The following is a 21,463-nucleotide window of genomic DNA, read 5'->3' as shown; positions in this document are numbered from 1 at the left end:
TAAAAATTACGTGTGGGTACGGATGTGCTGCGTTTTTTGATTTCTTACCTTTGAAATGACCTTGTAGCCCGGCCGGCAGGTTTTTTCGCCCTGATAATCAATTGATAACCCAAAACATACACCATCATGGAAAAGAACGATTTCATTGAAAAAGTAACGAAGGCCATCAATGAACATGATGCCGGGACTTTCGCCAGTTTATTTGCGGAAGGAGCCACTGCCCACGATCCTTTTTATCCGGACCCCTTGAAGGGCAGAAAGGAAATTGAAAAAGATATGGAAATATTTTTTACAGCTTTTCCCGACCTGAGAGGCGAGGTCATCAACGTGTTGGCAAGCGGTAGTTGGATCGCTGCCGAATTTGAAATGACCGGTACCAATGATGGTCAATTGGACTCTCCAGCGGGCGCGCTTCCGGCTACCGGCAAAAAGGTGAAGTTTGAGGTGGCCAGTTTTGTCAAGCTGGATGAAAACGGTCTGGTAGTGGAAAACCGCCGCTATTATAACGTGGCTGCCATTTTGCAGCAGCTTGGCATCCAGTCTGAAAGTGTGTAAAAGAGAAAGCTAAGGGATAAAGGTTCCGCTGAATAAAATGGTGACCTTTATCCTTAGTTAGTAAATTCAATAACGTCGGCCTGTATGGTTAAAACAGGCTGGGTATAGACGAACAGGTTAAGCGCCTCTATATCATAACGCACATTGATCAAAGCCAGGTTTTTCCCTTCCACCTCGCCATACTTTGCTTCATAATTGCTCCACAGATTGTCCATGGCCGATTTGTATAAAGCTTTATCTCCACTTATGCGGGCAATCCCAAACACCTGGGCATACATACCCACACCAAAAGAGGCCCCAAAAAGATATCCGGCCTTGGCCTCTCCCGAGACAGATCTGGCTACTATCCGGTAATTTGCTTCTGACAATTGGACATTGGTCAAAGAAGAAGACATATGCATTCCTGACGAAACACATCCTGAAAGTATACCGGAGATTATTATCAATCCTACTAAACTTCTCAATAGCTTTTTCATGTGGGGGTAGTTTTTTAAGACAAACATGGGTTTAGCAATTCAAATCATGTTTCAAAATTATCATTTTTAAATCTTATACTATAACAATTAACTATTGTTCTATGCGATGACATTTTGTTTCCCATGTACTCAAAAAAACTTGGATTTCTTATTCCCGGTTGAAGCTGTGCCATGACAAAATTGTAGAAATCCGATGATTTGCATCACCTAGAACGTAACCAATAAGTGATACCTTTATTACAACAAATCCTGGTGATGACAACAAACCACTGACAGCAATTCCCTTGATTGAGATGAAAGTTTTTCCGGTGGACAACCTTTCAGTAATTAAAAATAGGGTTTGGTTTAGCTGATAACATAGAATTACCCTGCAAAGTTAATGTCTTATGTTATCCAGAAGGCGGAGTGTTCTCCGCCTTCCCCATTTTAAGATTCCCAGTATCTAGACCCTCCTTCATCTCCCGGGAGATTAGGTGGAAGGGTTGTATATCCTGTCATGTTACATTGCCCCGAATTTTTAGATGTAGCATGCCAGGTTAAATCCGTCACAAGAAAAAAACATGGATTATAGAATCAAAAATGTCGTCAAACTGTACCAAAAGGTGGCCTTGGCTGATCCCAAAGATTTATATGACCAACTGGTCGGAATAAACCTGGAAAAAAATACACCACTGCAAAATTTACTGTCAAAGATGTGGTGCTTTATCTTGAATATGCACAAATGTTACCCAATTCAATCGATGTTTAAGATAAACCTAAACGCTTTTCGGGAAGGTTGATCTAATCAGTGGTCAGAGTTGTCCACGAAAGTATTACCGGATAGAAAAGATAAGTTTTCTGAACTGAGTGGTTTATTCAAGAAAAACAGTACCTCCTCATATTTTAAGGCTTTTTCCTTATCATCCGGATTAAAAGAACTTGTCAGGACAATGATCCTAAACAATGATTTGACTTCCCTATCGAGGTCTTTAAAAGCATCAAGAAATTCCCAGCCATTCATTATTGGCATATTGATATCCAGGAATATCAGTATGGGGCAATCGCAGGCATACAAATCGTGGGGTCCAGTCATGGACTGTATAAAATCCATGGCTTCTCTCCCATTTTTAAAGCAGTCTATCGGTTTGGAAAAACCTATCCTATTGAGATTTTCAAAACTGAGGAAATTAACAATATCATTATCGTCTACCAACATGATTTGTCTTAACTCTACTTTATTCACCATGATTGCTGTTTGTTTAAAGTAAAATAAAATATTGTCCCTTCCCCAAAATTTGATTCAAACCAGATTTCACCTTTATGCAGGCTGACGATTTTCTTGCATTGGGCCAAACCAATACCTGTTCCTTCAATCTCATCCGATCCATGTAGTCTCCTGAACATTTTAAATAAAGTGTCTTTGTGCTTCGCCTCTATCCCCAAGCCATTGTCTTCTACTGAAAAAAGCCACTCATGCCCGGAGTCATGACAATCTATTTTAATTATGGGGGTTGTGTCTTTTTTGCGGTATTTTATAGCGTTCGAAATCAAATTTTGAAAAAGCAGCCGCAATTCGAATTCATTACCCTGTACAACAGGTAGATTGGAAAAATCTATGTTGGCATTGTTTGAGGTGATTTTCAATCTGAGATCTTGAAGCACCTCTGACACTGTTTTTTTGGTATCCACTTCCGTAAATGAATTGCCCTTACCAAGTCGGGCAGTTTCCATTAACCCGCTAATGAGTTTGGTGAGCCTTTCACCTGATTTTTTGACCAGTTCTAAATATTTAATGACATCGGTACTTTTCGAATCATTGTTTTGAATCACATCAATGGCAACTTCTATAAGGCCCCGGATGTTGCTCACCGGGTCCTGAAGGTCATGGGCAGCTACATAAGTGTATTCTTCTAATTCCTGATTTTTGAGCTCTACCTTCTTAATGTATTCCTTAAGAAGAATTTTTTGATTTTGAAACAATGTCACATCCTGAACAGTACCAACAGACTTAATTGGCTTTCCTTTATCATCATAATGATTTTGTCCCCTTTCCCGCAAATATTTAAGCTCTCCGCCAGGAGTGATATATCTATGGACAATATTGTACGGGATATTATTTTTTAGGGAATTTGTATATGATTCCACTAGCAACTGACGATCATCCGGGTGCACCAATTCTATAAATGACTGATAAGAGGGCTTCCATTCTTTGGGGTCTATGTCAAAAATTTCAAAAACCTCCTCAGACCAAAAAAGCGTCCCACCTACCAGATTGTTTTCCCAATTGCCCAAATTGCTTATTTTCAGGGCCTCCTTAAGCTGGGCATGTACTTTTTCTAATTGAATATTTAAATCTATGAAATCAGAAATATCCCTGATTGTCGCTATCAGGTACAGTTCGTCATCTTTAATTGAGTTAATGGCTACAGACACGTAAAATTCATCCCCATCTTTTCTTAATCCCTTTAAAAAGTTTCTGGAAGACATGTTTCTTGAAACCGGATTTAAAGCATATTTTTCAAAGTATACAGCATGGTGGCTTTTAAAGGAATCAGGTATTAAAATTTCTATGTTCTTTGAAACCAACTCCCCCGGGGAATACCCAAACAGTTCTTCTGCTTTTTTATTGGCAAGAAGGATTTGCGCCTTGGTATTGCATATAACAATACCATCAGGAAAACGATCAAAAGATTCCTGAAAAAGGAAATTTAAGTTCATAGTAAAATTGGGGAAAAATGATTAAGCGTCTAAAACTAAAGAAAAAAAAATTAATAAAAAATAATATAAATGTAGTTTTATCATTTACCAAATAATTATCTACACAAACAAAAGAAAACTTTTTTTTGTTTTTTTTTCATTATTGGAGTTTATGCAGAGATGATTAGAATCTTTTTATCTTTAAATAATACAAAAAAAATCCAGAAGCAAATCCGGAATACAGTAAAAATATAGGGTACGCTAGACAAAGCGTTAGGAAGACCATTCGAGAACATCATATCAGGAGGCTATCTCAGCAACTGTGGAAAAAGCCGATTAAACCTGGTGATGGATACTCGAAACGGGTAATCGATACCGCTTCCTATCCATGAAAGCCGGGATGCCAGAGGTCCTCTTCTTCTCGCCAGAGAGAAATCCCTGGAAACCCCTTCCTCCATCAATAATATCCTTAACTTTAAAGCGTAAAAAGGAAATTATCAAAAAGAAAGGTAATTATAGATTTTCCTATGGTGGAAGGTATACGCTCATATTTAGAAAGTTTTGCCATTCTATGTGATGAGGATTGGAATTTTTTCAAGTTACGGTTAAAAAAAGTGTTTTTCCCAAAAAAGGCGACGATCCTACAGCAGGGAAAAACAGAGCGCCATCTTTCCTATGTTGAGACTGGGATCGTGAGATTGTATATGCCCAAAGCAGGCGAGGATTTAACATTCGGTTTTTCGTTTTCCGGAAGTTTTGTGAGTGCTTACGATTCCTTTTTGACCCAGACCCATTGCCCATATGAAATTCAGGCGTTGACCGATACCGTCCTGTGGCAGATCGACTACAAGGACTTGCAGGAGGTATATGCCCATACTAAAATAGGCAATGAGATTGGACGGAAAAACGCGGAAAACCAGTTTCTGGTTAAATCCAAGCGGGAACTTTCACTATTGGACAAAACAGCTGAAGAAAGGTACCTGGATCTGTTTGCGCAAAGGCCTGAACTTATCCGAAAGATACCTCTCAAATATATAGCTTCCTATATTGGTGTCACACCACAAGCCCTGAGCAGGATAAGAAGGCGGATTTCTTAACCTGGGTTCATTGTTTCATGGGAACCGGATAACGAGTTTTGTAGAAAAAAAGAAATGAAACCATTAATTGTCTTGCTTGTATCCTTTGTAATAGCTGTAATTGCTATTAAAATATTGAGAGGGTTTTACGACCTTCGCTTATCCGGAAGAATAGCCATGTCCGCCATGCTTTTATTTACTGCAATCGGTCATTTTGTCTTTACTGAAGGGATGTCCATGATGATTCCTGCTTTTATTCCTTATAAAACAGAATTGGTTTACTTTACAGGAGCGATTGAAATAGGTGCTGCTGTAGGGCTTTTGATACCCCAACTCATATTCCCAACGGCATGGCTTTTAATTGCATTTTTTGTTCTGGTGTTGCCTGCCAACATCCATGCAGCCATACATCACATTGATTTTCAGAAAGCTAACCTGACTGGAATGGGAGCCGACTACCTTTGGTTCAGATTACCGCTTCAGCTTCTGTTTATTGTATGGATTTACATAAGTGCCATTTTGGCCTACAAGTAAACACTGCAATGTTGTGTATTATAAAAAATGGAAAATTCATGAAACATATTCAATACCTCGGCGATGACAACATGCCTTTATACTCCAGCACTCTTGGAGAAGGCCCATCCATAATCATATTGCATGGTGGAGGACCTGACCGGCAGAGTATCATCCCCTTCGCAAAGCTGCTTAAGAATGATTACCAGGTTGTTTTTCCGGATATCCGCGGATACGGTGAATCAATTTGTCTGGACAGGGACAAACATAACTGGCAACAGTATGCGAGGGATGTCATTTCATTGATGGACCATTTAGACCTGAAAAAGACTGTGATTTGTGGGATGGGCCTGGGTTCATCCATAGCCGAAAGGGTGGCATATTCCAATCCCGAAAGGGTACAAGCCACTATCCTGATCAGTCCGGAAACTTTTGATAATGACGGCGAAGGTTCCTCCAAAAAAGAAATTGAACTGATGAACAAGTGCGGTGAAATGGCCATACAAGGTGGGCTTGAAGCAGCCTGGAATCCCTTTATGGGTAACCTGGCTCCTGTCATACAATCCATGGTCAGGGCAGCCTTCCCCAGAACCGATCCCCGTAGTTTTTCAGCCGCCATGGCCATTGTTCACAGCCAAAGGTTAGCAAGCTGGAAACAATTGTCAGGTATCATTTCCCCTACCCTCATCATCCCCGGTAATGATCCCAGACACAACACAGACACCGGCCAACAATATTTGAAATTCATACCTAACGCGACATTAGGTACCGGAATCGATTGGCAGCATATTCATACAGTGGATGAGTTGGCCGCAGCAATAATCCCACAGATGAAGGTATTTTTAAAGACTTTACCATTTAGTCACGATCGATAAATTCCGATCTGCTTATCCTTCAATTTTTTAGTCAGTGATTCATAACTTTCCTTATCGTATTCAATGTAAGGCCCTTCACTCACCAAAAATCCAGGAAAATCTCTTTTCCGGGAATTTCATCATGTTTAAAAAAATCTCATCCACGTGGATCAAAGGGTTTACAATTCCGGCAAAACTCATGGCTGTATTATTTAATCGCCAGTTCATGAAACCACCGGACACTTGTTGGGTCCTAATTTCAGGTCTTTTCCCTGTGGTTTTCAACTTCATCCCACTTGTCCACACAAAACTTATTATAACTCAAAAGAGGAACAGGCGTACGGGATTCCATTTTCTTCACCATGTCATGATGAAATAGGTTGTCCATAAACCCTTCTCTGGGTTTCACATACATGAGCAACAGATCAAACTCATTTCTTTGGAGAAAAAGACTCAAACTGTCATAATCCTGAAGGGTGTCCGCAAACAGCAGATGAAATTTTATTTTCTGATAACCGATATTCTTCTCCACCAAACTTTTAAATTCTTCCATTTTATCATCGCCCGGTTTATCGATTCGTGTGTCGATATGGATCAGCGTGAATTCAGGGGACCACGGCTGAAAAGCGCCAACCCAATGGGACAGCGCAGTTAAATCCTCTTCACAAAAATCAGTCGCAAATAAAATCCTGGCGAAATCCTGATAAACCGCTTTTTCAGGAACGGCCAATACGGGGAAAGGTGACCGGGCAATCAGGGATTCAGCAGTACTCCCAAAAATTAAAGTTTTTATTTTGCTGCCCCCTTTTGTGCCGGTTATGATCAAATCAGGGTCAATCCCGTTGGCTACTTCTATTATGCCTTCTGTTGTAGAGGAATTCTCAACTGCTCTGAAATCCACCTTGGTTTTTTTGCCGGTTTCCCGGTTAAATTCCTCAAACAAGTCCTTCAAGCTTTTCTGAAAATCATTAATGGCCTGTCCCCGCATTTCTTGTATATTAAAGCTACTGGGGTAGTCCATCGAGGCATGAGGCAGGGCAAAAACATGCATCATTGTCAATTCAGCATCGTACTGATAAGTGATTTTCAATGCAAATTCAAAGGCCTTGGTGGCGTTTTCGGAAAAGTCAGTAGCATACAACAACTTTTGCATCATCTTCTTTTTTGATATCCATATTATAAATTTCAGAGATTGTTGGTTCCTGTCCAATGACAAAAATCATTTTGTCGCTTTTTAGAGCGGTGGAGAATGAGGCATTAATAGAAGAAAGAATATTACCAACTATCCATGAATAATAGTATATTTGGATTAACTTAAAAATATCACCTAAAAAATCATCGTTAACCATAAAAACCACACGATATGATAAATTGGCTTAAAGGACTCCGATCTTTCTTGTTACTTGCCTCACTATTTGGGTTTTTATTTTCTGCCACATTGGTCTCATGCGGAAATAAAAAAGAAGCCAGCCACACCGAACATTCGGAAGGAGACGAGCATCCCACTGAGGAGGAGCATCCTACAGAACAATAGGCGCGTCCAAATAGTTAAGACAAGTGAAAATGTTTTAAAAAAACAAGATCTATTGTGCGCAAATATCCGGAAAAGGCTTTTTCATTTCCGGATATTTTTTGTTCTTTTTTCTTATGAGTTTCGGGTAAAAGAAAAGGTAGTTTCCACTATGGCCGGCTTGCCCCCCACTTCCAATATGGGAAAAACCAGAAAATTAATAGGCCCTGCTTCGGGACCGGGAACAATTTCTATGTCCCTTCCATGACTCAATTCTATCCTGTTGGCAGGATGACGTCCAAAATAATAGGTGGCTAAAGCCGTGTATTTATTGCCTTCACTGATATCCACAGGCCACCATTTCCCCTCGGCATAAAATTCTGCCCAACAATGATACCCATCGATTCCACCCTCATTCCTTTCTGAAGGGATAGATGCACCTATCGAGAAACGTGCAGGAATATCCACGGACCTCGCCAATGAAATGAAAAGTGAATGAAACTCCGTACAATTGCCCGTCTTTGCATCACAGGCATACACCGCATCCCCTTTGCCGTAATCCCCATATTTCATGTAACGCATATTGTCTATAATATAATCATAGATGGCCCTGGCCTGCATCAGTTTACTGTCTTTGCGTTTGTCTCCTATGGCCTCCAGGGCAATCTCCCGGAAGCGCCTGTCCACCGGCATCAGCCTGTTGGAACCCAAATATTTGTCTAAAAATGCTTCTTTTTCCTCGTAAGGGCCTTTTTCCAGACGCTTTACGTGATAGATGATTTCCACCGTTTCATCACTGTGTCCCGGTTCCAGTTCCAGATATAAGATGGTATTGCCGTTTTCCTTTTCCTCCAGAATTTCCCGGGTTCCGGGAGCCCTTAAAGAAACCAGGTTTACCGTTTGGAAACTATCACTCTTTGCCATGGGAATCCACATTTTGGCTCCCTCGGTGATTTTGGGCAGTTTGGCCCGGTAACTGAACTCAAACTCATCCTGTCCTTCGATCACCCCCAAGAGATCTGTTGAAGCCCCTTCCACTGGAACCCTGTACCAGGTTTTGTCCTTTTGCTGTTTCCAGGTATAATTGGGTTTACCGTTAAGTTTGTGAACAGTGGTTTCCGTGACGGTCATATTCCCCGGTTCACCCTCCATGAAAAAATCCACATCGTAAACATCGCCGCTCACATCGGCTAAATCCACACAGGCAAAAAAACGGCCCGGACCAAGGTTGGAAAGATATTCCGTATGCACCCTGACCAGTTTCAGTTGCAAATCATGGTCGCTATCGCTCAAATGAAAATAACCTTCCCCCTCCTTTTCCCTATTTTCAATATAAGTTTTGATTCCCGCTTCAATTTCTGCAATATCCACTTTAGCAATCTTTTTGTTCCCATCACTTACCCGGCCGTCTTTCTTCTCTTTGGAATCCGGCTGGCAGGATGATACAATCAATATCAGTCCCAAAAGAAGTATTCGTAGGTTTATCATAAAGCATTTTAATTTATTGTCCTATGGGCACGCAATTCCGTAAAATGAAAATGCTGGTGGTAATAGATACCCATCGTCTCTTATCAAAGATAATACATCCCAAGCTATTTACAGACCCGCCTATAATATTTGGTCAAATCCATCAATCTTTAGGGTTCAAGCGTCATTACCGGTTAAAAGACAAGAATTTCGCAATCACCCCCATGATATGACGTTTTATGCCATTTTTAATCAGGTTTTCAAGTTTTACCTTTACATAAAAACAGATGATCCCCATGTCCGCCACAGACAAAAAAGCTGAAAGTATAAGTGAATACATTGCGGGCTTTCCCCAGGAAACCCAAAGGGTACTTGAAGAAATCCGGGCAACCATTAAAAATGTTGTACCTGAAGCAGAAGAAAGCATCAGTTACGGCATGCCTACATTTAATCTCCACGGGCACTATCTGGTATATTTTGCTGCTTACAAAAAGCATATCGGCTTTTATCCGGTACCCGTGGAAAATGACTTTTTCAAGCAAGAATTGTCTTCCTACAAAACAGGAAAAGGCTCTGTCCAGTTTCCGCTCGCCAAACCCATGCCTCTGGATTTGATTGTTAAAATCGTACAGTTCCGCGTAAAGGTAAATTTGGAAAAAAGAAAAAAGCAGAAGTAGGTCAGGAAATAGAGAACCGACCCCGGGGCGTATTTTTCATATCCTCTCCGTTGAGGTGACCGTTTAAACTAAAAAAAACATTGCCCTAACAATTATGGTAACCATCGAAGAGTTCAAGAACCTGGCTGGCTCATTTCCGGAGTCATCTGAGGAAGTCCATTTCGAAAAAGGATCTTTCAGGGTAAGAAAAAAGATATTTGCTACCCTGGATGAGAAAAAGCGACAGGTGGTGGTCAAGCTTTCAGAAATAGATCAATCTGTTTTTTGTGCCTTTGACGGAACCGTCTTCTATCCGGTTAAAGGAGCTTGGGGCAAAAAAGGCTGGACCGTAATCGAATTGCAAAATGTTAAAAGAGACATGTTAATGGACGCCATAAAGGCCTCTTACTGCCTCGTAGCTCCAAAAAGCCTTTCAGTAAAGATTCAATAAAATACAGATTCCCTGAAATATGGAAGCAATGATCATTACAGGACCATGCGGGATTGGCAAAACCACCCTGGCAAGGCTTGGGCCAAAAGGAAAAACGGTGCGATTATAGAATGCGATTATTTCACGGAATGGATATTTGACAGCAGTTTTCCCCGGTGGAATGAAGAGGAAGAAAGATTCGTCGCCAACTTAACTGTAAAGGTGGCCCATGAATACTTGTCACATCAAATGCCTGTGGCCATGGAAAATGTCTGGAGCCCTTTTGGTATAGAAATCCTGGTAAACGCGCTATCCAAATCGAAATCGATAAACGCCATAAAAGTAGTCCGTCTGGATTGTGAACCTGTTGAAAATCACCGCCGGGATGAGTTAAGACCGCCCGAGGACCAAATGCGGGACAGGGTGGATGTAGTTAGGAAGGAACTTGATGAATACATTTGGCCTGAGTACCTACACAAGTTAGAAACTACCCACCTGAGTGTGGAAGAAACTATCGACAGGATAGAAACGTTTCCGCCAGTCACATCATAACATCCTGACCAGCTTCCGCAAGCAGCGTTGTTGATCTCTTGCATGTTTAAAAAAACAACTGCGGTGTGGAACTAACTGCACCGTCTTCCTGGCATCAAACGGTGAGTAATAGATTTCTGAAAAAGAGATTATATGTATCAGTTATTCTAAAGATACATCCCGCAATCCAATTTGATATTAGTTGACAATTCTTATTTTTACCATAATCCTTTTCATTAAACGAATTGCAATGTGCCATCTGTTTAGAAATTTGGTTTTTATTTCTGGGCTTTGCTTTTTCCTTGTAAATCAAATGTATGCCCAGGATTTACCGGAAAGTTTACCGAACCTACCCTTTCACCTCACCGCTAACCCGTGGAAATCCTCATCCGTGGAAAAGGACCATATATTGCAAACCATAGAAAAGGTTTGTTTGGTGATGGCCAAACATCAAGATGCATCCGGGGCCATTATAGATCCCTATCTTCACCGGGAACACCAATATTCCACACCCTATTTCGCTTTTGCGGTAGGGGTCCTACTACATGGCGGCAAAGGCGATGCATTGAAGGAGGCGGGCATAAAGGCCATGGAGCATGCCACATCCTGTGTGGCAAAAGGCAGCAAATCCATCCCGGATGAGCATGGCGAGTTCTTCATCAGCCCATTGAGCCATGCCCTAGAATTTTACCGGCCCCATGTCTCTGAAGAAAAATATTTGGAGTGGCGGGAAAGGATGAAAACTCCACTCGAAAAAATCATGCAAAATTTTGACGGCAGGATCAACAACTGGCGCACGTATGCCATGAAAGGCGAATGGAGCCGGGTTCAACTGGGCCTGACAGACCGGGAAGACGCCACTCGTTTTATAGAAGACGCCTGGCACCAGCATACCCAAAGGGTGAGGATCATGCAGGATAAATGGCACCTCTATCAGGATTGGAGCAGCGACCCACAATCCCTTGCAGTAGAGGCTGTAGGAAGGGGAAATCTTATCGGCTTGGCAATGGAAGGATATGATGGCCCTTCTCATAAAGAAATCAAATCGGCCATCCGGAAAGGCACCCTTACCTCCCTGCTGCTTCAGGCGCCAGACGGCCAAGCCCCTGCCAATGGCCGTACCGACAACCATGTATTCAATGATGTGCTCTATCAGTTGGCATTTGAGGTATTGGCGGAGGATGCGTTGGAACACGGTGATAAACTGTTGGCAGGGAGATACCGGAGAGCCGCTAATCTCGCCTTTCAGAGCATCCGGAGGTGGCAGCGGGATGACGCACCCTGGGAAGGATCCTTTTCCATCACCAAGAATTTTTTTGACCCGGGAGAACGGGTGGGATACCAACCGGCCAGCCAATGGGGTAACTACACAGGCGCCATTGTACAGCACCTTGCTGAGGCCTGGCTTAGCCGGCAGTCAGAAATCACCGAATATCCGGCTCCCACAGAAATCGGAGGATATGCTTTTAAGACCGATGATAAGTTCTCTTCATTTTTCGCCAATGCAGGAGGGCTCCAAGTAGTCGCTAACCTGCGCGGTGCAAGTGTGCCCAAATATAACCTCAGTTGGACACCGCTTGGGGTAATCCGATTCAGCAAGACCAATTGGGATGCCAGACTCGGACCATCCGATGGCGAGCATGATCTTAAAGCCGGCACCCCGTTTACATTGAAAACCACCTCGGGAGATACCCTGGATACCTACCGGGCATTAAGCGGTATCACCTTCGGACCAGAATGGATGGAAAAGGATCACTGGGTGAGGATTTCAGATTTGGCTGCCAACTTTCAAGCGGTAGCCGAAGTCCATTTTGTCCACCCGCTATTGGTCAAATTCACCTTACACTATTCTTATGTCACAGGAAGGGGCGGGCCTTATTTCCGGCATGATTTTACGATTACCCCTGATTTTGTAATCGCACGCCTCAGTACGCCGCAAAATCTCCCCTATGGAATGACCATACCTCTCCTTGAAAACGACGGACGAACCCTCCTCACGGAAAAGGAGCACAACATGGTATTTACCCGTTATCAGGAAAATATTGATAATCAGTATTTTATAAGCCTCAACAAAGAGTTCAGCATCCACGAAGATGCCCCTTCTATCCGAAGTACCTATGGGTGGTTAAAACCTTTCCGCTTCGAAACAGAGGAATCCTCGGTGGATATATTGGTTTATCCGAAATCCCCTTCAGACCCTGCCGCAAAGGATCTTCATGCTTCTTTCCAATGGAAAAAAAACGGCTTCAGCACCCTCTTGGGAACCGTGGAGAACAATATGTTCATCGGGAAAACAGCTGCAGGAGGAGAAGGAAAGGAAATCGATTTAAATGGCGATGGCACCCTAAATGTAATCTTTGATGATCTTTGTCAATTTGTGCTGCAACTGGATAACGGCCGGATAACGGCTGCCGAAGCCGATAGAAATGTGACCATGAACTACAATGGAACTGCATACAAACTGGAGGCGTATGTTCCGGCGAATATCCCAAACAGTTTTTGAGTTCATTTCAGCAAGGGATGTTATAACCAAGCACCGGTTATAACAAACATTAATCCCAAAAATGATTGACAAAGATCAGGTTTTTAGACCTTTTTTAACATATCGGTGTTATTTTAAAACCCATAACTTTAAGCCATTATCTCAGCCAAACAGAAAATCATGGATACCCTGCTACAACCCTACGGAATAGAAGTTAACAAAATCATCAGAAACGGAGAAACAGCGGTCTTATACGAATCGGCATTGCAGCTGGAAAAGGGATCGGCGCTTTCCGATAAAGGGGCTTTGGTCGTCTATTCCGGAAAAAAAACCGGTCGCAGCCCAAAAGACAAAAGGATCGTCCGGCACAAAAATTCCGGGAAAAACATCGATTGGGGACCTGTGAACCTGGAAATGAACGAGCATACCTTTATGGCCAACAGGGAAAGAGCCATAGATTACTTCAATACCAGAGAGCATCTCTACGTGGTGGATGCATTTGCCGGCTGGGATCCAAGATACCGCTTAAAAATCAGAATCATCTGTACCCGGGCCTACCACGCCTTGTTCATGCAAAATATGCTCATTATGCCCACCCTGGATGAGCTAAAGGACTTTGGAGAACCGGATTATGTCATTTTTAATGCGGGAAGTTTTCCCGCCAACCGCTATACCACTTCTTCGTCCTCAAAAACCAGCATTGGCATCAGCTTGGAAAGAAAAGAGGTGGTGATTTTGGGAACGGAATACGCTGGTGAAATGAAAAAAGGGGTGTTCTCCATCATGAACTACCTGATGCCTCTTCAGAATGTCCTGCCCATGCATTGCTCCGCCAATGTGGGCGAGGATGGTGATGTTACCCTGCTTTTTGGACTATCCGGAACCGGCAAAACCACCTTAAGTGCAGATCCGAAAAGGAAACTTATCGGTGATGACGAACACTGCTGGCATGCGGACGGGGTATTTAATATTGAAGGCGGCTGCTATGCAAAAGCCATAGATTTAAGTGAGGAAAATGAACCCGACATCTACCAAGCAATCCGCTATGGCACCGTTCTGGAGAATGTAGTACTTGATCCCATCACCAGAAATGTGGATTATAGCGATACTTCCATCACTGAGAACACCAGGGCCTCCTACCCTATCCGGTTTATTGAAAATGTGCAAATGCCCTGTCTTGCGGGCCATCCCAAAAACATCATTTTCCTTACCTGCGATGCTTTTGGGGTTTTGCCTCCTGTGAGCAAATTAAGCCCTGAGCAGGCAAGTTATCATTTCATTTCCGGATATACTGCCAAAGTAGCCGGCACTGAAATGGGTGTAAAAGAACCTCAAGCCACCTTCAGCGCTTGCTTTGGTGCGGCTTTTATCATGTGGCATCCCCATGTGTACGGCGATTTGCTTGCAAAAATGATGAAAACACACCAGGTATCCGCCTGGCTGGTGAATACCGGCTGGACAGGCGGGGGTTATGGCGTAGGGTCACGCATCAAGCTCAAATACACCCGTGCCATTTTGGATGCCATCCATCATGGGGACTTTGAAAATGTGCCGACCCATAGGGAAAAACATTTCGGCTTAGAGATTCCCTTAAACTGCCCAAATGTCCCCTCTGAAATGCTCATCCCTGAAAACACATGGGAAGACAAGGGGAAATTCAAAGAGACAAAAGCCAAAGTGGTGCGTTTATTTATGGAAAATTTCAAACAGTTTGAAAACAAGACCAGTAAGGAAATTATAAAAGCCGGACCACTCATTTAATCGGCACGACGTATGAGCGGTAACTACGAATTCGACTCATCACCTTCCCGACCGGGAATCGCAAAACAAATGCAATAACGTCAACCGGAACCCAGGCTATATGATTCGGTAGACCCGGTTATTCTGAAGGACCATTTGCATTTTGAGGAAGATTTCCCTAATTTTTAGAATGAAAAAATTCGCATTGGTGCTGAGTGGAGGAGGCTTTAAAGGCGCTTTTCAAATAGGCGCCCTTAGATACCTGAAGGACAATTGGGCCAAAATCAATCCCGGGCAACCGGAGATGAAGTTTGACATCATCGCGGGAATATCCGTAGGTTCCTTAAATGGCGCATTGCTGGCTTCAGGAAAATTTGAAGAATTGGAAAAACTGTGGAAAGACGTGGGGGAAAACGGCGTCGAGGAAATCTACACTTCTGATTTTATCGACACCCAATCCCAATCGGAAACGCTCCAACTTAACATCACCGCCGAAAGCCTGATCAAAAGGTTTGCCCCGGGCTTGAATATCCGTATTTCCTTCTGGAAAGGCCTGCAGCTTCTCTTCTCCCAAAGCAGAAGGGACCGGTTTTTGGCTGAGATCCTGCTCAGTACCGAAAGGGATTTTACCGAAAACTTTCAACAATTCAAGGCCCTGGCGGATAACACGCCCTTACAGAATAAATTAAAAGACCTGATCCGTATAAAAGACATTCAGGATGTGGTCTACCGATGCGGTTTTGTTTCACTTGACAACGGCATATATTATTCCTTGGGAAACCGTGATTTTGCATCCGATGAGGATTTTCAGAAGGGAATCATGGCCTCCACCTCCATGCCGATCATCTGGGAACCGGTACCCGAACTCAAAACCACTTTCAGCTCTGTTAAAAACCTTGTGGATGGTGGCATAAAAAACGTATCTCCCCTGGGGGATGTGATTGACGAAATCAACCGGGACAGCTCAGATGATGAATACACTATTTTCATCATCAATTGCAACACCCACGACATAGAAGAAGTGGCCTATGATGAAAGGAATATCGCTCAAATCGCCCTTCGTTCGTTGACGGATATAGCCCTTTCGGAAATTTTCAACAATGACCTGGAAGAGTTTTTAAGGATCAATGATATATTGGAACAAATAGGAGAAATAAGGCCCGGTTTTCCCATTTATAACTATGACTTCAGAAAGCGGCAAAGGACAGATGAAATCCTGAAAACCTTCAAAACCGTGGTCATCCAACCGGACCTGGGTATTTTGGGAGACAGTTTGGTTTCCACAAAGGCCCTGTACAATAGAAGATATGCCCATGGCAGGGAAAAAGCCATGATGGCTGTTGAAGACATCCACCAAAAGCACAGCTTATCCAATACAATTATTGTCTGAAACCAAAGTGCTGCCGTCACCTCCGGCCCCCAACATCTATTGGGGCAACCGGGCGTTGACCTCGGCCAACCAGTTTTCCATTCTTTTTTGCAAGCGCTGCACCATTTCGGGATTTTGAAAGGCAAGATTATGGGTTTCCTTCAGGTCATCAGAAAGATGATAAAGTTCGGCCTGGGAACCATCATGATAATAGATAAGCTTATGATTTTCCGACCTGATGATCGAATAGGGCACCACATCATCTTGTCGATAATGGGGAAAATGCCAGAAAAGGTCCCTTTCCAATTTTTGCCCGGGATCATTGAGAATATTGACCAAACTCGTTCCGTCAACTGTGGCCGGCAATTTCCCGGAATTTCCGGTATATTCCAACACCGTCGGCATCATGTCCATGGTAATGATGGGCATGTCCCTGGTTTCCCCCTGGGGAATCACCCCCGGCCAGCTCATAATGGTGGGTACCCTGATGCCTCCTTCATAAGGATAACCTTTTCCTGATCTTAAAGGCTGATTGCTGGTGATATGGGGATGCTGCCCCATACCCAAAAAGCCTCCATTATCAGAAGTAAAAATTACCAGGGTATTTCGCCTGAGATTTAACTGTTCCAATATATCCAGCACCTTGCCCACATTATTATCCAGATCCTCGATCATGGCAGCATAAATTGGGTTGCTGTGATGGGTCCCTTCAAACTCCTCATACTTTTGTATCAATTCCTCCCGTGCCTGGATGGGCGTATGTACCGCATAAGGTGCCCAATGGAGAAAAAATGGCTGATCCCGGTTCCGTTGGATAAAACCGACCGCCTCATCCCCTTCCCGGTCGGTAAGGTATTCCCCTTCTTTTCTGGGAGGAAGGTTGGGGATCACATAATCCTTGATTTCATTAGGAGGAAGGTAAGGATCAAAATAGCTCGGGGGCTGCCCCAGATCACAACCTCCGTAATTTTCATCAAACCCCTGGTTTTCGGGAAAATAGCCCTCCGGCCCCAAATGCCATTTGCCGATATGGGCTGTCCTATAACCTGATTCCTGGAGCAGTTCGGCCAAAGTAACCTCCTCCAATGGCATATAAAGGTAATTCTGTGGGGTTTTCAAGGGTTTGCCTTCATGGGCATCATATCCCTGGGGGTTGCTGCCATCCGCGGGAAGGTCTCCCCCCTGGAATTTAGCCCGGATCCAGTCGGTGATGCCGGTCCTGGCTGGGTATTGTCCGGTCAGTAATGCTACCCGGGAAGGCGAACAGATGGCTGCCGCTGCATAAGATTGGGTGAATTTAACACCCTCCGCAGCCAAACGGTCGATATGGGGTGTCTGAAAATAGTCGCTTCCAAAACTGCTGAGATCCGTCCACCCCAAATCATCCACATGGATCAATATTACGTTGACACGGTCTTGAGCAGTCACTTGGGCCCAAGCGCCTATACAATGGAATATGAAAACGAAACAACCTAAAGCAAATATTCTAAAGCGCATAATTGGGAAAATTCAAAAAGGGAAAATGCTTGATTGCTTAAATATAAGCTTTGTCCCGAAAAACATGCTGCCAACGGATGATTATTCTACCAAAAAATATAACCACACTTTAATCGGACAGAAAAATTGTAATTAATTCACCCAAAATGAATCGACTACACTCCTGATTTTTTAGAAAAAATCAGGAGACAGTATTATTTTCCTTATTATTTAGTTTTAAATTATACTGAATTAATTCTTTAAACGACCATGCTATGATACAAATTTTTATCAAAGTGGCCTCCCATCAAATTGTGATACAATCTTATCAGTAGCCCGGAGGCCAAAACCAGAAAATCTTATAGGTTCGGATAAAAAGGACCCGTTTTGACCATCGAATTATACGACAAACAGGAAAAATTGGTGCGTACAGCGGAATCAAAATCGGGAAAAGTCAATCTGGATACAAATAATCTGCAACCGGGGACTTATTTTCTGCTCATCCAATCCGGAAAAGAGGTGGTCAGAAAACAAGTGGTAATAAAATAACTAAAATCCGCAAACCTTCCAGTCCCGATATCGGGATTGGAAGGTTTTTCCCTGATTCAACTTATAAGGGGAAGTACAGGATTTTAAGGAATAATAATTGAATTTCAACAATTAAACCCACTAAAAATGTTATCCAAATTTAATTCAGCGATACCTGGGCTTTTTTTTTTTTGCTTGCGTTTGCTTTAGGCTTTGATGCCTACGCCCAAACCGAAGCTGAGGTATTTACGGCGAAAAACACGGTTTTTGTCGAAGCAAGGTGGAATGCAGAAAGGGATGCCGCGGGTTATGGCCGTATACTTCATCAAAAAGGGAGGTTCAAACTTTCGGGCAGTGCCGGTTTTTCCATGTGGTATTATGATAGAACCAGTCCTTCATTAAGATCAACTCATTGGCTTCCTGTCGTACCACTTGAGGTTTCTGCCCTGTGGGGCAAGTCAAAGCATCATTTGGAAATAGGTACCGGTATAATGCCATATTTGGAACCCGTCCCAAGATTGGACCCAGAAACCTCCAGAAGGATAAGTGACAAATTAATTTTGAGTGCAGAATTGCCCATACGGGTGGGATACAGGTACCAAAAACCTGAGGGGGGCTTTTTCTTTAGGATAGGTTATGTTCCGGCATTTCATTTCTCAGGAGATACGGGAAGGAGAGTATCTTCTCCCCAGAACTTTGGGAGGATAAATTCCCTCCCGATCTTTGTGAGACTAAGTTTAGGAATGAGCTTTTAGGTGCCAACCTGAGTTCGACCATAATTAACTTTTTGATACGTCATTGCCAACCCTTTTTAAGAAGGGGGCGCGTAGGAAAAGGGTGTGCAATCCCTTAATATGAGAGTGCCGCGGCTTCATTCCCTCAAATCCACCCCTGAGCGTACCGATGAAGAACTTGCCCGTCTTCGCGAGGAGCGGCAACCTATCGGTTTAATTGCCAGAGACGTCCTCCGCGACGAAGCGATCTCTATTGGCAGCGCAAACTATAAGCCTACTGTCCAGCATTGCCTCTACTCAGTAATATTTGATTTATTGTTTAGGATTAAAAGCAAGTTAAAGCCAAGTTAAAAGCAAGTTAGAAGCAAGGATACTCTATACCCTATCTCTATTAAATCTGATGTCTACTTTTGTTTAATCCCATCCCCAGTCTATCTGTATCCTAGGCTAAGCATGCGATCTTTGTGGCCAAATCCATCGGAATGTCCAAGATTTCGGAACAAACAGGTTTAAGCAGGCCCAGCTTATATAAAGCTTTGTCTGAAAATGCCAAACCGCAGTTTGATACCATCTTAAAGGTACTTCGGGCGGTAGGAAGCAATCTGAAGCTAAATACCCCAATTTAATGAAGGCTACACTTGGGGAAAACCCTAAAAGCCAATGCGGATTGGTAGGGATAATGGTGTAAACACAAATTCACCTCGCAGGGGTTTTGGTGGGGGATAAATTATTTAGTGAGGCTATTTTAAAGCATAAAGAATTGCTGGTTGCCATGCACGGCTCATAAAAAAGGAGACCTTTCATACAGGTCTCCTTTTTCTTGCAATTTTCTTTTTTTCTAATCTATTCTACATCCCACCACATCCTGGTCATAAACTGGTCGGGACCTTGCCGGCTCAATACTTCATTATAAGCCTCGGAATTGTTGGCAGCCTCACCGATGGGATACCTTAACCTCCTTGGAATGGTACCGTTGGACTGATTTCCCGGATAATTTACCGGAGTCAATACAGGGTATCCTGTTCGCCTCCAATTGGCATAGGCTTCATATTCATTGAACAAGGTAGCTGCCCATATCTGCTCCGCCAAAACACGCTGCCATTCGGCCGCGTTATAAGGGTTTTCCGCAAGGTAAGTGTCGATGGCCGCATCACTTACCGCCAGGCTTGAATGGTACAGGCCATACATTTTCATGGCAGCATGCACGCCCTGTGCATAATGGGTGGCCGCATTGCCTGCATACCATCCTCTCTCAATGGCTTCCGCCTTGAGGAATTCGGTTTCCGCATAGGTATGGAAAATCATGGGCGCATCCCTGAGCACAAATAGCGGATTGACCCTGCTGTAGTCATCCCTTCTGGCAATGCTGGTAAACTCGGGGTCCACGTCCTGGATGGTATTGGTATTGTATCCATTGGGCAATCCCCTTGGTTCACCCCCGTTTCTTACCCAACTCAGTTTTTCCAGCCTCGGATCATTGCGTTCCAACATCCAATTGACGAACGTCCTGCTCAGAAGTCCCTGATCATCTGTGGTAAAATTGGAGCCGTCCCAGTTAAACACCTCGCCAATGCCGTTCCTGTTGATTCCTTCAGGACCATCGGTATGTTGGATGTAAGTGATATCCGCGTTGCTTTCGAATACGCCCCCTTCCAGTGCCTTTCTCACCCATGATTCAGCTGTGGCAGGCTCCACTTCGGAAAGCCTCATTCCCAACCTCAGCATCAGGCTGTTGGTGAATTTCCTCCATTGGTTGATGTTACCGCCATAAAACAGATCCTGGTTTCCGGGGTTGGCTGCTCCCTCATCGAACAGCGCATGGGCCGCTTCCAGCTCCGCCAACATGTCCTTATAAATAAACTCCTGCGGATCATAAGAAGGGAAGAAGTTCCTGTCTGCAAAACCTTTCCCTGCTTCCGAATAAGGAACGTCCCCATACACATCAGTCAGTCTGGAAAATGAATACACTTTTAATACCCTGGCTATGGCGTGGTAATTCACAAGCTCTTCTTGGCCCTCCACGGTGGGGTCAGTGATGTCTATCAAATTGACCAGATCCTTGATGTAACCGGTATAAGCCCGGTCCCATAATGCCGCGGAATACTCCTGGTTGTAAAGGTACTTGTCCCCTGACCAGTAAGTGGCCAAAGCAGCGAGGTGTTGGATCATGGTTGACTGGTAAATCAGTACGGTCCTCCAGTTTTCAAATTGTTCACCGGAAATCTGCAACTGTGAGTAAGCAATCACAAATCCGGGATCCATTTCATTGGCCACATTGGGATCGATGTTGAGATCGGCCAATTTATCCGTATCACAGGCGCCCAATACCACCATACAGGCGGTAGCCCATGTCATTAGTTTTATCTTCAAATTCTTCATGGTATTTCTCA

At 43.5% G+C, this 21,463-nt stretch carries 21 protein-coding genes; 14 read left to right on the top strand and 7 right to left on the bottom strand.

Going from position 1 to position 21,463, the window contains the following annotated elements; all coding sequences use genetic code 11:
• Positions 1-126: 126 nt before the first annotated feature.
• Entirely contained in the window at positions 127-555 is a 429-nt protein-coding gene (locus ACFPFU_RS12835) for an ester cyclase (RefSeq protein WP_377065087.1), read from the top strand.
• Between the two features lie 53 nt (positions 556-608).
• Here the strand turns inward: ACFPFU_RS12835 and ACFPFU_RS12830 are convergent, their stop codons facing one another.
• From ACFPFU_RS12830 to ACFPFU_RS12820, 3 genes are all read right to left on the bottom strand, one after another.
• Complete coding sequence (locus ACFPFU_RS12830; RefSeq protein ID WP_377065085.1) at positions 609-1,031, bottom strand: DUF6567 family protein; 423 nt, start codon at positions 1,029-1,031, stop codon at positions 609-611.
• 784 nt (positions 1,032-1,815) lie between these two features.
• Entirely contained in the window at positions 1,816-2,256 is a 441-nt protein-coding gene (locus tag ACFPFU_RS12825; protein WP_377065083.1) for a response regulator, read from the bottom strand.
• The gene (locus tag ACFPFU_RS12820; protein WP_377065081.1) at positions 2,250-3,728 is read right to left on the bottom strand and encodes a PAS domain-containing sensor histidine kinase; all 1,479 of its coding nucleotides are present in this window, start codon (positions 3,726-3,728) and stop codon (positions 2,250-2,252) included. The genes ACFPFU_RS12825 and ACFPFU_RS12820 overlap by 7 nt, the downstream gene beginning before the upstream one ends.
• 593 nt (positions 3,729-4,321) lie before the next feature.
• On the opposite strand from ACFPFU_RS12820, the gene ACFPFU_RS12815 reads away from it, so the two are divergent.
• The 3 genes from ACFPFU_RS12815 to ACFPFU_RS12805 are packed head-to-tail and all read left to right on the top strand — an operon-like array spanning position 4,322 to position 6,171.
• Positions 4,322-4,804 carry a Crp/Fnr family transcriptional regulator gene (locus tag ACFPFU_RS12815; protein ID WP_377065079.1) on the top strand — a complete coding sequence of 161 codons (483 nt, stop codon included), beginning with the start codon at positions 4,322-4,324 and terminating at the stop codon, positions 4,802-4,804.
• Between the two features lie 54 nt (positions 4,805-4,858).
• Positions 4,859-5,317: a DoxX family protein gene (locus tag ACFPFU_RS12810; RefSeq protein WP_377065077.1), complete on the top strand. Its 459-nt coding sequence runs from the start codon at positions 4,859-4,861 to the stop codon at positions 5,315-5,317.
• Between the two features lie 38 nt (positions 5,318-5,355).
• Complete coding sequence (locus tag ACFPFU_RS12805) at positions 5,356-6,171, top strand: alpha/beta fold hydrolase (protein WP_377065075.1); 816 nt, start codon at positions 5,356-5,358, stop codon at positions 6,169-6,171.
• Positions 6,172-6,409: 238 nt separating this feature from the next.
• Here the strand turns inward: ACFPFU_RS12805 and ACFPFU_RS12800 are convergent, their stop codons facing one another.
• Entirely contained in the window at positions 6,410-7,306 is an 897-nt protein-coding gene (locus ACFPFU_RS12800; RefSeq protein ID WP_377065073.1) for a universal stress protein, read from the bottom strand.
• A gap of 207 nt (positions 7,307-7,513) precedes the next feature.
• On the opposite strand from ACFPFU_RS12800, the gene ACFPFU_RS12795 reads away from it, so the two are divergent.
• A complete protein-coding gene (locus ACFPFU_RS12795; RefSeq protein WP_377065072.1) occupies positions 7,514-7,684 on the top strand; it encodes a hypothetical protein in 171 nt (56 codons plus the stop codon).
• Between the two features lie 111 nt (positions 7,685-7,795).
• On the opposite strand, the gene ACFPFU_RS12790 is transcribed toward ACFPFU_RS12795, so the two are convergent.
• Positions 7,796-9,148: a transglutaminase domain-containing protein gene (locus tag ACFPFU_RS12790; RefSeq protein ID WP_377065070.1), complete on the bottom strand. Its 1,353-nt coding sequence runs from the start codon at positions 9,146-9,148 to the stop codon at positions 7,796-7,798.
• Between the two features lie 275 nt (positions 9,149-9,423).
• Between ACFPFU_RS12790 and ACFPFU_RS12785 the strand changes: the two genes are divergently transcribed.
• The 6 genes from ACFPFU_RS12785 to ACFPFU_RS12760 all read left to right on the top strand — a co-directional run bounded on the left by ACFPFU_RS12785 (position 9,424) and on the right by ACFPFU_RS12760 (position 16,356).
• On the top strand, positions 9,424-9,804 hold the full coding sequence (locus ACFPFU_RS12785; protein WP_377065068.1) for an iron chaperone: 381 nt from the start codon (positions 9,424-9,426) through the stop codon (positions 9,802-9,804).
• A gap of 94 nt (positions 9,805-9,898) precedes the next feature.
• A complete protein-coding gene (locus tag ACFPFU_RS12780) occupies positions 9,899-10,234 on the top strand; it encodes an MmcQ/YjbR family DNA-binding protein (protein WP_377065066.1) in 336 nt (111 codons plus the stop codon).
• A gap of 45 nt (positions 10,235-10,279) precedes the next feature.
• On the top strand, positions 10,280-10,765 hold the full coding sequence (locus tag ACFPFU_RS12775; protein WP_377065064.1) for a hypothetical protein: 486 nt from the start codon (positions 10,280-10,282) through the stop codon (positions 10,763-10,765).
• A 370-nt stretch (positions 10,766-11,135) separates the two neighbouring features.
• Positions 11,136-13,247, top strand: coding sequence for a hypothetical protein (locus tag ACFPFU_RS12770; RefSeq protein WP_377065062.1), 2,112 nt, complete (start codon positions 11,136-11,138; stop codon positions 13,245-13,247).
• A gap of 159 nt (positions 13,248-13,406) precedes the next feature.
• On the top strand, positions 13,407-14,987 hold the full coding sequence (pckA, locus tag ACFPFU_RS12765; RefSeq protein WP_377065060.1) for a phosphoenolpyruvate carboxykinase (ATP): 1,581 nt from the start codon (positions 13,407-13,409) through the stop codon (positions 14,985-14,987).
• 169 nt (positions 14,988-15,156) lie between these two features.
• Positions 15,157-16,356 (top strand): patatin-like phospholipase family protein, encoded by a 1,200-nt coding sequence (locus tag ACFPFU_RS12760; protein WP_377065058.1) that lies wholly within the window; start codon positions 15,157-15,159, stop codon positions 16,354-16,356.
• A gap of 36 nt (positions 16,357-16,392) precedes the next feature.
• On the opposite strand, the gene ACFPFU_RS12755 is transcribed toward ACFPFU_RS12760, so the two are convergent.
• A complete protein-coding gene (locus ACFPFU_RS12755) occupies positions 16,393-17,832 on the bottom strand; it encodes a sulfatase (protein ID WP_377065056.1) in 1,440 nt (479 codons plus the stop codon).
• 366 nt (positions 17,833-18,198) lie between these two features.
• On the opposite strand from ACFPFU_RS12755, the gene ACFPFU_RS12750 reads away from it, so the two are divergent.
• The 3 genes from ACFPFU_RS12750 to ACFPFU_RS12740 all read left to right on the top strand — a co-directional run bounded on the left by ACFPFU_RS12750 (position 18,199) and on the right by ACFPFU_RS12740 (position 19,699).
• Positions 18,199-18,360 carry a T9SS type A sorting domain-containing protein gene (locus ACFPFU_RS12750; RefSeq protein WP_377065054.1) on the top strand — a complete coding sequence of 54 codons (162 nt, stop codon included), beginning with the start codon at positions 18,199-18,201 and terminating at the stop codon, positions 18,358-18,360.
• A gap of 170 nt (positions 18,361-18,530) precedes the next feature.
• Entirely contained in the window at positions 18,531-19,094 is a 564-nt protein-coding gene (locus tag ACFPFU_RS12745; RefSeq protein WP_377065052.1) for a hypothetical protein, read from the top strand.
• A 443-nt stretch (positions 19,095-19,537) separates the two neighbouring features.
• On the top strand, positions 19,538-19,699 hold the full coding sequence (locus ACFPFU_RS12740) for an addiction module antidote protein (protein WP_377065050.1): 162 nt from the start codon (positions 19,538-19,540) through the stop codon (positions 19,697-19,699).
• A gap of 217 nt (positions 19,700-19,916) precedes the next feature.
• Here ACFPFU_RS12740 and ACFPFU_RS12735 read toward each other — a convergent pair whose 3' ends face one another.
• Entirely contained in the window at positions 19,917-21,452 is a 1,536-nt protein-coding gene (locus tag ACFPFU_RS12735; RefSeq protein WP_377065048.1) for a SusD/RagB family nutrient-binding outer membrane lipoprotein, read from the bottom strand.
• Positions 21,453-21,463: the final 11 nt, after the last annotated feature.

Origin of the sequence: Negadavirga shengliensis (assembly GCF_042652345.1) — a bacterium.
GTDB classification, from domain to species: Bacteria; Bacteroidota; Bacteroidia; order Cytophagales; family Cyclobacteriaceae; genus Negadavirga; species Negadavirga shengliensis.
Note: the sequence above shows the minus strand (reverse complement) of the source record. Positions and strands in the feature narration are given on the sequence as shown.